The sequence below is a fragment of the Tateyamaria sp. genome (genome assembly GCF_039945315.1).
Classification (GTDB): domain Bacteria; phylum Pseudomonadota; class Alphaproteobacteria; order Rhodobacterales; family Rhodobacteraceae; genus Tateyamaria.
In genome coordinates, this window is the sequence record NZ_JBDUXB010000028.1 from 45,257 (window position 1) to 56,546 (window position 11,290).

Here is an 11,290-nt window from a genome sequence, read left to right on the forward strand (position 1 = left end):
GCTACTTCCCGCCCTTTTTGCTCGGTGCTTTGGTCGAGTTGGCAGCATCGGCCTTGGCGGTCTTCTTGAAGCTGCCTTTGATATTGCCCATGAGGTCAGGTTTGTATCCCTGGCTGCGCATGATCAGGTACTGCTGAGTGAATGTTATCGTGTTGTTGGCGATCCAGTAGACCACGAGGCCACTGGCAAAGCCGCCGAGCATGAACATGAACACCCATGGCATCCACGCAAAGATCATCTGTTGCGTCGGGTCTGTGGGCGCCGGGTTCAGTTTCTGTTGCAGCCACATCGAGATGCCCAGAAGGATGGGCAAGATGCCGATGAAGATCAGCGCCATTATTGACGTTGGTTCGGGCGAGGCGTTGGGCAACAGCCCAAACAGATTGATGATCGAAGTCGGATCAGGCGCGCTGAGGTCTTGGAATGGGCCAAAGAACGGCGCGTGCCGCAATTCGATTGTGACAAAGATCACCTTGTAGAGCGAAAAGAAGATAGGGATTTGAAGCAGGATCGGTAAGCAGCCCGCGGCCGGGTTCACCTTTTCCTTTTTATAAAGCTCCATCATGCCCTGTTGCAGCTTTTGCTTGTCGTCGCCGGCGCTTTCTTTGAGCGCCTCCATCTGAGGCTGTAATTCCTTCATCTTCGCCATGGAAACGTAGGATTTGTAGGCCAGCGGGAACAGGATTGCCTTGATCACGAGGGTCAGGCCGATGATGGACCAACCCATGTTCCCAATGATCAGGTTCATTTCATGCAACAGCCAGAAGATGGGTTTGGTCAGGAAAAAGAACCAGCCCCAGTCGATGCTGTCGACGAACCCTTCGACCCCGGCCTGCTGGTAATCGCGGATGGCATCCCATTCTTTGGCTCCGGCAAACAGTTGCGTGGTGACGCTGACGGTGGCCCCCGGTGCAATGTCCTGCGTGGGCAGGCGGGTGACTGCGCGGAACACATCGGTACGGGGCGCATATGTCAGTGCCTGTTCAAAACTTGGAACACCCGTTGGGATCAGGATAGATTGCCAGAAGTGGTCGGTGAACCCGATCCAACCTTCGGCAACGTCTGGTGTCACGATGGCTGGGCGGCCCCAATTCGGATCAACGTCGGCGTCCGGAATGTCATCCCAGTTGGTTTCCGACAATTCTCCGTTGGCCATGGCCACCGCGCCTTCGTGCAGAATGAAGAAGTTGCGGATGTCCGTTGGGATACCGTGCCGTGTGATCATGCCATAGGGCGCGGCACGCACAGCTGTGTCTGCCGAGTTGGTGACAGATTGGGTGACGCTAAACATGTAGTCTTCGTCGACACTGATGTCGCGGCGGAACACTTGGCCGATCCCGTTGTCCCACTCCAGTGCGACAGGGGTTGATGGGGTCAGTATGTCGCCTTCAACAACGGTCCAGAGGGTGTTCGGGTCCGGGACCGCGTTCGCTTCCAGACCACTGCCCGGTGCCCAACCGTGCAGCGCATAATATGCTCCTGCTGTTCCAACCGGGGACAGCATGGTGACGATATCGGCGTCTGGCTCTAGCGTTTCGCGGTAGTCTTTGAGACGCAAATCATCCAGCCGGCCGCCAGCAAGTGAGATCGAACCGCTGAGGCGGGCGGTGTCGATCGCAACCCTTGGTGCGTCTGCGGTTGAGTCTGCGGCGGCGGTTTGCGTGGCCGGTGCTGTCGTGGCCTCACCCGAGACCGGCGGCGCGGCTGGTACAGCGTTGTCGCCGTTGTCGGCGGTTGAAGCGGCGGGTGCTGTGGCATCCAGAGGAATGTCCGGTTCCGGCGGTGGGAACAGGACAAACCAGACCAAGATCACAAGGAAACTGAGTGCTGTTGCAAGAATGAGGTTCTTGTTCTGATCGTCCATAGGGGACTGCCACCTGCTGTCTGAAACGTTGGTCGGGTTCAACAGAGTGCAGGGACAAAGGTCAAGCGGATTCGGCCTGTTTTTCCCTCCGGAGGCGAGACACAAAGGCGTTCGTCCGTGCTATTCGAACGTTGTATGGGGCGCGCTGTAAGGTAATAGGATGCAGAATGCGGCGCCGAGACGCTTTTGTACCGTGGTCTGGCCAATCAACGGTAATCAATTTGAGCGACGTAGTGGTATGACGGGCAGTTCTTGCACCTTTGCGACATGGGATCGAATCCAGTCCAGGGTCTTTTCAAACGGCATGGGCCGCGCGATGCCAAAGCCCTGCACATAATCGCATCCCAATTGTGCAAGCAGCGCATGTTCGCCAACAGTTTCGACCCCCTCTGCGAGGGTTTCGATGCCCAGCAGTTCGGCCATGGTCAGAACGGCGCTGATCATACGTTGTTGTTCGGGATCACGATCCGCTTTCATCACAAAGGACTGGTCAATCTTGATCCGACCTACGCCAAAGCGCCGGATTGCAGAGAGTGAGGCATGTCCGGTGCCAAAGTCATCTAGGTCAATCTGACACCCGAGGTCATGCAATGCGTTGATGTTCAATGTGATTGTGTCATCCAGTGTATCCGTCACAACGGTTTCGAGGATTTCAACTGCCAGCCTTTCAGGGGCGAGGTCAAAGCGATCCAGTTCCCAACTGATTTTTTCGACCAGACGGGGATTGTTAAGCTCCGAACCGCTGAAATTCACACCGACCTGGGGCACATTCACGCCAGCAGCATCCCATGCTTTGAGCGCGGTGAAGGTGTGATACATCATCACCTCGGCCAAGCGTTCGAGCAGAGCCGCTTCTTCAATCGCGGGCAGGAATTCGACCGGAGAAATTGCACCGCGTACTGGATGTATCCAGCGCGCAAGCGCTTCGAATCCGGTGACCCGGCCTGTATCTGTAGAAATCTGTGGTTGGAACCAGGGTTGAATTTGGCCTTGTTCCAGTGCCGCAGCCACTTCGCCGCGAAGGTCTGAGCGGCTTTTCAGGCGCGAATGGAGTTCCACCGAATAGGCGCGCACAGATGTGGGGCCGCGCCTTTGAGCCTCGTTCAGAGCGGCGAGGGCCGCGTTGATCCAGTCTTGGCTGTTGGTATCTGGCGCGCGGGCCTGCAGGCAAAATCCTACACTCGCGGTGATATAAACGGTTGCCCCGTCCAAGGCGATTGGTTCTTCGACGGCTTGTTGAATGCGGCCGCTCATCTGTATACAGCTTTCCAGATCCAGATCCAGATCCAGATCCAGATGCGTGACCGGGGCAAGGCAGATCGCAAACCGGCTGTCTCCGATCTTGCTGATCACATCGTTATCACGGGAAACGGTGTTGAGGCGTTGCCCGACCGCCTTGAGCACACGATCAACGGCGCCGGGTTCAAAGCGCCCTTTCAACGTCGAAAAATCATCCAGTTCAATTGCAAGAAGGGCACTATGGCGTTCGGTGCCAGTGACATCTTCTCGCACCGCCTGCACCCGTTCACAAAAAGTGTTGGGTTCCACCAATCCGGAAACAGGCATGCGTGCGACACGATTTTTGACCAAATTGTCCAAACCGCCCAACATCATCCAGCCCGTCGGGATGAGCAACGCAACCGCGACAAGGATCACCTCTCCACCAATCCAATAGGCAGCCAGACAAAGTGCGGGGAGGAATGCCAGCATTTGCGTGCCCGACAACGACGACACGACTCTATCGCGAATTTCAGCCAAGGTAGTGGGTGGGCGAAGGCGCATTTTCAGTCCTCTTGCGTGCAACGCGTCAGCTTTTGACGCCAACCTTTGCTACGCCGCCTTCGTAAGCCGGTGTTTAACCCAAGTCCGGAATGTCCTTCGAATTTTCATCAATTGGTCCTGATTGCAGGGCAAGCCCCTGAAAATCAAAGAGCTTCGGATCAAGCAGATGCGAGGGGCGCGCATTCATCAATGCGCGGAACATTACCTGACGGCGCCCCGGGCTGTTGGCCTCCCATCCATCAAGGATCTGTTTGACCTGTTGACGCTGCAAACCGTCCTGACTGCCGCACAGATCACACGGAATAATCGGGTAGTTCATAGCACGGGCAAACTTGTCGCAATCGGCCTCTGCCACGTGGGCGAGCGGGCGATAAAGGAACAAATTACCCTCTTCGTTCACCAGTTTGGGTGGCATCGTGGCCAGACGTCCGCCGTGAAAGAGGTTCATAAAAAACGTCTCAAGAATGTCATCGCGGTGATGGCCCAGTACGACGGCCGAACACCCTTCTTCGCGCGCAACCCGGTAAAGGTTGCCGCGCCGCAGCCGCGAGCAGAGTGCGCAAAACGTACGCCCCTCGGGCACTTTGTCGATTACGATGGAATAGGTGTCCTGATACTCGATCCGATGCGGAACGCCCATGCGCTCAAGAAACTCGGGTAGGACAGTTGCCGGAAACCCCGGCTGCCCCTGATCCAGATTGCAGGCCAGAATATCGACGGGCAAAAGCCCGCGCCATTGCAGTTCATAAAGCACGGCCAGCAACGTGTAGCTGTCTTTGCCCCCGGACAAACAGACCAGCCATTTCTGGCGCGGTGCGTTTGCATCGACCATCCCATATTGCTCAATCGCCTCACGCGTGTTGCGCACAATGCGTTTGCGCAGCTTTTTGAATTCGGTCGTGCTGGGCGCGCCTGCGAAAAGAGGATGGATATCGTCGCTGTCATCTAACATGGGGGCACCTGTTGCTGGGCATGTCCGCTCTATATCACGGGACGGGTGAACCAAAAGGGGCAGAGGCGCGTATCCTTCACAACGTTGAAGGGATTTCATGATGTTGCGTATCTTTCTTTTGCTGGCCATCGGCCTTGTGGCTGCGTGTACTGGCAAACCACAGCTTGAGGATGCGCAACTGTCTGAGCGCAAGCTGAACCTGGAAGAGTTTTTTGACGGACAAGTGCTTGCCTACGGTCAGTTTCAGGATGTGTTTGGCACCGTGCGCCGCCGATTTGACGTAGAGATCAACGGCACGTGGGATGGGCAGACACTGACACTGGTTGAAGATTTTATCTACGAAGATGCCAGCACCGAACAGCGTGTCTGGACCTTGGTTAAAACGGGCGAAGACACCTGGAGCGGCACTGCCCCCGGTGTGATTGGCGAGGCGACCGGTGAAGAGCGTGGGGACACGTTCAACTGGCAATACCAGATTGACCTGCCCGTGCCTGACGGCACCCTGCGCGTGACCTTTGATGACTGGATGTGGCTGCTAAGCGAAGATCGTCTGCTGAACCGCGCTTATATGAAGCGCGCGGGCATCGACATCGGTGACGTGATCATCACATTCGAAAAACAATAATTACGGATCGTCCCGGTCAGGCACTGGGTCATACCCTGTCCCTCCCCATGGATGGCATCGGCCGATCCGGCGCAGGGTCATCCACGTTCCTTTGATTCCGCCGTGCTTTTTCAAAGCGTCCATCGCGTATGCGCTGCAGGTGGGCTGGTAGCGGCAATTGAATCCGACCCACGGCGAAAACATCAGACGATAGGCGCGCACCGGCAGCGAGAGGAAGAAGGCCAGCGGGGTCACGTTGCGCGGCTTAGCGCTTGACGCAGATCATCCAGCATCACATCGAAAGGGCGGTTTGCTGTCACCTCGGCCCGTCCAATCAACACGTAATCCATGTCGGCGCTGCCGTGTTCTGGTAAAACGAGGCGCGCGATTTCGCGCAGGCGCCGTTTGGCCCGGTTGCGGGCCACTGCGTTGCCCACTTTTTTCGAACACGTGAAACCGACGCGGATCACGTCACCTTCATCGCGGGGCCGGTACTGCAAGACGAAACCGGGGGTCACCACCCGCTTGGCCCGCGCGGCCCGCAAAAAGTCAGCGCGCGCCTTGAGGATCTCAAAACGCAAATGAACCGCCGGGGGCGTTCCCTGTCCAACGACGTCGTTGGACAAAGGGGCCTCGGGCGGGTTCATTTGGAAACCTGTGGTGGCGCGCGTTTATGCGCTGAGCGACTTCCGGCCGCGGGCGCGGCGGGCGTTCAGGATTTTGCGGCCGGCTTTGGTTGCCATGCGCGCACGGAAACCGTGACGCCGCTTGCGCACGAGGTTGGAAGGTTGAAAGGTGCGTTTCATCGCTTTGGCTCCGGATCTATTGGCCTATGTCCCGCGGATTCGGGGTCAGGCAGTATTCGAAGCCCGTCCTCTAAAGGGCGCCCGCAGGCAAGTCAAACCCTTGCAGACCAAAAATGTCATGCTCTTGCAACAAATCTGGCGGCAAGGCGCTCTAATTGTTTCACTTTGGGCCTGAAACCTGCACTTCCGTTCAACGCCGCGTGAAGGACCTGTTTTCTGGGGTGTGGCACGCCCAGTTTCAAGTCACAACAGCCCCAACAGCCGGGGCTAAATGATGCGCGACGACAAAAAGGAAGATACAGTGTCCGACACCAGCCAGCCCAGAAGCAGTGGTTTGATGCGTAAACTGCCCTTGATCATCATCCTTTTTGTGGCTGCGATCGGTGCCTTCACGCTGAAAGACTACCTCAACTTTCAAACGCTGGCGGACAACCGCGAGGCGCTGTTGGCCGTGCGTGACAAGCACTATGTGCTGACGGCGCTGGTGTTTATGGGGGCCTACGCTCTGATCGTCGGGTTTTCGCTGCCCGGTGCTGCGGTCATGACACTGACGGGTGGTTTTTTGTTCGCAACGTTTCCCGGTGCGCTCTTTAACATGACGGGGGCCACGCTTGGGGCCATAGCGATTTTCCTTGCCGCCCGTTGGGGGCTGGGAGAACGGCTGGCCGAGAAGATGGACACCAGCGATGGGTTAATAAAAAAGATCAAGGCTGGGATCGATGACAATCAGTGGTCCATGCTGTTCCTGATCCGTCTGGTGCCTGCGGTCCCGTTCTTTGTTGCCAATCTGGTGCCTGCGCTTGTCGGGGTGGCGCTCGGCCGCTACGTGATTTCAACATTCCTGGGGATTATTCCGGGTGCGGTTGTTTACACGTCTGTTGGTGCGGGGTTGGGCGAAGTATTCGATCGCGGTGAGACGCCGGATCTGGGCATTATCTTTGAACCGGCGATCTTGCTGCCCATACTTGGGCTATGCGCTCTTGCTGCTCTACCCATCCTGCTCAAGGCCACACGCGGCAAACAAGGGATCTGAAGCCCATGAAACAGATCAAGACAGATGTTCTCGTGATCGGCGCCGGATCGGGCGGCCTGTCGGTTGCCGCTGGTGCCAGCCAGATGGGCGCGGATGTTGTCCTGCTCGAAGGGCACAAGACGGGTGGCGATTGCCTCAACTACGGCTGTGTGCCCTCCAAAGCGCTTATTGCGAGCGGCAAGGCGGCGTATGGGCAAAGCCATAGCGATGTCTATGGCGTGGCCAATGTGGTCCCGCAGGTCGACTATGCGGCAGCCAAGGACCACGTAAGAAATGTCATTGCTCAGATCGAACCTGTGGACAGCCAAGAGCGGTTCGAAGGGTTCGGGGTCACCGTGATCCGGGAGTTTGGGCATTTCATCTCGGACACCGAAGTGCAGGCTGGCGATGCCGTCATCAGCGCGCGCCGTATCGTGATCGCAACCGGGTCTAGTCCGTTTGTTCCGCCGATCGATGGTATCGATACGGTGCCATATTTGACCAATGAAACTCTCTGGGATTTGCGTGACCAACCCGAGCACCTGTTGATTATCGGCGGTGGTCCGATCGGGATGGAAATGGCGCAGGCCCATGTGCGCCTTGGATCAAAAGTAACCGTAATCGAAGGGGCCAAAGCACTGGGCAAAGATGACCCGGAGATGGCTGCGATCGTACTGGATAACTTGCGCGCCGAGGGGGTCGAGATAGTTGAAGATGCCAAGGCGTCGCGGATCGAAGGTTCTGATGGCGAAATAGCAGTCCACACCGAGGATGGGAGACGCATTATCGGCACCCATCTGCTGGTGGCGGTTGGACGCAAGTCCAACACTGACAAGCTTAAGCTCGAATCTGCGGGGGTGGAAACCACACGCAGTGGCGTCAAAGTTGACGCCTCGCTTCGTACGACGAACAAACGGGTCTATGCCATCGGAGACGCAGCGGGCGGGCTGCAATTCACCCATGTGGCCGGATACCATGCCGGTGTCATCATCCGTTCGATGCTGTTTGGATTGCCGTCCAAGTCCAAAACCAGCCACATACCTTGGGCGACATATACCGATCCCGAGCTGGCTCAAGTGGGGCTGACCGAGGCGCAAGCCAAGGACGAACACGCCAACAAGCTGGAGGTCGTCCGCTTTCACTACGAACACAACGATCGCGCAATTGCCGAACGCAAAACGTCAGGTTTGATCAAGGTTATGGTCGTCAAAGGCCGCCCTGTCGGCGTGTCTATCGCTGGCCATCAAGCAGGCGAATTGATAAATCTCTGGGCACTGGTTTTGGCCAACAAGATGAAGATGAGCCAAGTCGCCGCCATGGTCGCGCCTTATCCCACCATCGGCGAGGTCAATAAACGCGCCGCTGGGGCCTATTTTAGCCCGCGCTTGTTTGACAGTGATTTGGTCAAACGGGTTGTGGGGCTTGTGCAGCGCTTCATTCCCTGAACAGATTACAGCATGTTAAATTCCCTCTCTGGCCGATTTTTGATCCTCACGACGATTTTCGTGATGCTGGCAGAAATTTTGATTTTTGTGCCGTCCATCGCACGTTTCCGTGAAGACTATCTGCAAAACCGGCTGGAACGGGCGCAGATCGCATCACTTGCCCTGCTGGCCGACGACATGATCGACAGCGAACTTGAGGCCGAATTGCTGGAAAATGCAGGTGTTTTCAACGTTGTGCTGCGTCGGGACGAAGTACGCCAATTGATGCTGGCCACGCCGATGCCGCGCCCCATCGATGCGACCTTTGATTTGAGGGATGGCACTGCGATGGTTCTGATCCGGGACGCTATGAAGCGGCTGGCCGAACCGGAAAACGAGGTGATCCGCGTAATTGGAGCGCCCGTGCGCGAGGCTGGACTGCTGATTGAGATCACCGTCGAAACGGCACCGCTGCGCATGGCTATGATCGACTATGGCATTCGGATTTTAATCCTGTCGGCGGTGATCTCTATCGTGACAGCGTTCCTGTTGTTCATCGCAGTCCGCGCGATCATCGTGAAACCCATTCGCGGCGTCGTCGGGCACATGCAGCGCTATGCTGCCGCCCCTGAGGATGCACGGCGGATCATCACGCCGAATGCAGGTGTGACCGAACTGCGAGAAGCTGAAGAGGCCTTGCGAGCCATGCAGACCGAGCTGATCGCAGCTTTGCGCCAAAAGGACCGGTTGGCGCAACTGGGATCGGCGGTGTCCAAGATCAGCCACGACTTGCGCAACATACTGACCTCGGCACAATTATTCACTGACCGGATAGAAAGCTCTGAAGACCCTCTGGTGCGCCGCATGGCACCAAAGCTGGTGGGCTCGATCACGCGTGCGGTCCATCTGTGTGAAAGCACGCTGGCCTTTGGCAAGGCCGAAGAGCCCAGCCCGACGCTCACAATGTTGACACTGGATGATATCGTCGCAGATGTGCTCGATAGCGAACGACTGGCGGTTGGTGACAACGATCTGTCATTGAGCGAAAATATCCCGCCCATGTTCACGCTGCGTGCAGACCCTGAACAACTGTTTCGAGTGATCTCAAACCTTGTACGTAATGCCCGTCAGGCGATTGTTGCGAGCGGCAAGCCTGCTGAGATCAATGTCTCTGCCTATGAAGACGACGACAACTGGTGGATTGAAGTGGCAGATACCGGACCCGGTTTGCCCAAACGCGCACAAGACCACCTGTTCACGCCGTTTCAGGGCGGGGTAAGCAAAGGCGGCACTGGCCTTGGCCTCGCCATCGCATCCGAATTGATCCGCGCCCATGGTGGTGCATTGGAACTGGACCGGACCGGGCCGACAGGCACCGTCTTTTCGATCCGTTTGCCCAAGGGCGACGGTATTTGAGCGGCTTGGCCTCTTTGGCTCAATAAGCCTCTTGCAAAGCCGCGGCCACAAGACTAAACCGCCCGCCAGTGGACCGATAGCTCAGCTGGATAGAGTACCTGACTACGAATCAGGGGGTCGGGGGTTCGAATCCTCCTCGGTCCGCCACCACCTAAATAAAATCAATGACTTACAGAGATTTTTGGATTTGTTGTGCCATCCGGTGTGCCAAGCCGTTAATGTGCCCGCAGACACGGCAAAGCATAGGTGATCCAATGGTACGACGCAGACCCCCAAAGGCAGTCAGGCTGCAGCAAAAGGTTGCTGATCTGGAAAAGCAGTTGGCAGATGCACAGGCTAAATTGCAGGAAACTTAGGGGGTGCCGTTACTTTCTAGGCTCTGGACCCATTAAATTCCAAAGCATCAAATACCACCAAGCGGACCTTCGCTGCACGACGCCCCAACGGCTGAGTTGCGGACGAAGCAGACCTATACTGCGGGGTGCATGAATGACCGAGTTGCGGACGAACCGGCCTGATGCTCGTGCAGCGAAAATCCGTCGCCTCGTTTTCACGAAAAAGCGTCATAGCTCGCGGTAGTGCAGCGCAATTTCCCCATAGCGGACATTGATCGCTACTAAATTGCCTCAGCTCGAAACCGGTCGTTCGCTGCGCCGTTGTCGGATGTCTCAGTTAAGGATCTTTCTGCCATTCAGCTAGAAGTGGGAAAGTAGTGCTCACAATGAACGACTTCTAACAATCAGGCTTAAGTATTAGCGACGTTCTTCCAACAACTTGATCGCATCAGTGCCTTCCAGTTTGGCATTGCCCGAACCGAAGTCGAAAGCAGTTTCCCCCATCTCGGTCCTGGCAGTCGGATCAGCACCGGCTTCAAGTAGCACCATGATCTGCTCTTCCGACCCAAACTTGGCGGCACCATGTATCGGGGCCCAATCATTGGCTGATTGAGCATTCACCTCAGCACCAGCATCCAGCAGCAATCTGATATTTTCCTGCGACCCGGTAGCAGCCACGAAATGTAGTGGCGTCCGATCTAGTTGGTCTTTGGCATTCACATCCGCTCCTGCAGCAAGCAAAGTGGCGATTACATCAGGTTGCGCCCCAGCCACCCAGTGCAGACCTGACTTGCCGACATCATCCGTCGCATTCACATCGACGCCTTGGTCTACCAGTTGCTGGATGCTTTCTACCGTCGCTGAAACATAGAACTCGGCACTGCACAGTTCTGCGCAACCGCCATCAGCCAACACTGGACCGGCTGCAAACATCACCACAAATGCGATGCCAAAAATGCCTTTTCTCATAACTGAACTCCCTTCAATGCCGTCAGACTTTACCATGGAATGACAAAATACCCATTCCGTGGTTCAACGACCGCTCCGAACAGCCCAATGTCCGCTCATTGATCCACGCCTCTGAAAGCGTTGAAA

The 11,290-nt window shown here is 56.5% G+C and carries 11 protein-coding genes and 1 tRNA gene; 5 read left to right on the top strand and 7 right to left on the bottom strand.

The genetic code is table 11. The features are described 5' to 3' along the window. Nucleotide 1 precedes the first annotated feature (1 nt). From yidC to ttcA, 3 genes are all read right to left on the bottom strand, one after another. On the bottom strand, nt 2-1,864 hold the full coding sequence (gene yidC / locus ABJD00_RS08735) for a membrane protein insertase YidC (RefSeq protein WP_413833897.1): 1,863 nt from the start codon (nt 1,862-1,864) through the stop codon (nt 2-4). A 216-nt stretch (nt 1,865-2,080) separates the two neighbouring features. After that, nucleotides 2,081-3,646, bottom strand: coding sequence for a putative bifunctional diguanylate cyclase/phosphodiesterase (locus ABJD00_RS08740; RefSeq protein WP_413833900.1), 1,566 nt, complete (start codon nt 3,644-3,646; stop codon nt 2,081-2,083). 73 nt (nt 3,647-3,719) lie between these two features. After that, the gene (gene ttcA, locus ABJD00_RS08745) at nt 3,720-4,598 is read right to left on the bottom strand and encodes a tRNA 2-thiocytidine(32) synthetase TtcA (protein ID WP_413833902.1); all 879 of its coding nucleotides are present in this window, start codon (nt 4,596-4,598) and stop codon (nt 3,720-3,722) included. A 100-nt stretch (nt 4,599-4,698) separates the two neighbouring features. On the opposite strand from ttcA, the gene ABJD00_RS08750 reads away from it, so the two are divergent. Next, on the top strand, nt 4,699-5,223 hold the full coding sequence (locus tag ABJD00_RS08750) for a DUF3833 domain-containing protein (RefSeq protein ID WP_413833922.1): 525 nt from the start codon (nt 4,699-4,701) through the stop codon (nt 5,221-5,223). Here ABJD00_RS08750 and yidD read toward each other — a convergent pair whose 3' ends face one another. The 3 genes from yidD to rpmH are packed head-to-tail and all read right to left on the bottom strand — an operon-like array spanning nt 5,224 to nt 6,008. Next, nucleotides 5,224-5,457: a membrane protein insertion efficiency factor YidD gene (gene yidD / locus ABJD00_RS08755; protein ID WP_413833905.1), complete on the bottom strand. Its 234-nt coding sequence runs from the start codon at nt 5,455-5,457 to the stop codon at nt 5,224-5,226. Continuing rightward, nucleotides 5,454-5,849 (bottom strand): ribonuclease P protein component, encoded by a 396-nt coding sequence (gene rnpA, locus ABJD00_RS08760; protein ID WP_413833907.1) that lies wholly within the window; start codon nt 5,847-5,849, stop codon nt 5,454-5,456. Before rnpA ends, yidD begins: the two co-directional genes overlap by 4 nt. A 24-nt stretch (nt 5,850-5,873) precedes the next feature. Beyond that, entirely contained in the window at nt 5,874-6,008 is a 135-nt protein-coding gene (gene rpmH / locus ABJD00_RS08765; protein ID WP_012177012.1) for a 50S ribosomal protein L34, read from the bottom strand. Between the two features lie 274 nt (nt 6,009-6,282). Here rpmH and ABJD00_RS08770 point away from each other — a divergent pair, with 274 nt between their 5' ends. The 4 genes from ABJD00_RS08770 to ABJD00_RS08785 all read left to right on the top strand — a co-directional run bounded on the left by ABJD00_RS08770 (nt 6,283) and on the right by ABJD00_RS08785 (nt 10,007). Next, nucleotides 6,283-7,041, top strand: coding sequence for a TVP38/TMEM64 family protein (locus ABJD00_RS08770; protein WP_413849387.1), 759 nt, complete (start codon nt 6,283-6,285; stop codon nt 7,039-7,041). A 5-nt stretch (nt 7,042-7,046) separates the two neighbouring features. After that, nucleotides 7,047-8,465 (top strand): dihydrolipoyl dehydrogenase family protein, encoded by a 1,419-nt coding sequence (locus ABJD00_RS08775; RefSeq protein WP_413833914.1) that lies wholly within the window; start codon nt 7,047-7,049, stop codon nt 8,463-8,465. 12 nt (nt 8,466-8,477) lie between these two features. Continuing rightward, nucleotides 8,478-9,860, top strand: coding sequence for a sensor histidine kinase (locus ABJD00_RS08780; RefSeq protein ID WP_413833917.1), 1,383 nt, complete (start codon nt 8,478-8,480; stop codon nt 9,858-9,860). Nucleotides 9,861-9,930: 70 nt separating this feature from the next. Continuing rightward, nucleotides 9,931-10,007, top strand: a tRNA-Arg gene (locus tag ABJD00_RS08785). A gap of 605 nt (nt 10,008-10,612) precedes the next feature. On the opposite strand, the gene ABJD00_RS08790 is transcribed toward ABJD00_RS08785, so the two are convergent. Beyond that, entirely contained in the window at nt 10,613-11,164 is a 552-nt protein-coding gene (locus ABJD00_RS08790) for an ankyrin repeat domain-containing protein (RefSeq protein WP_413833920.1), read from the bottom strand. Between the last annotated feature and the right edge of the window lie 126 nt (nt 11,165-11,290).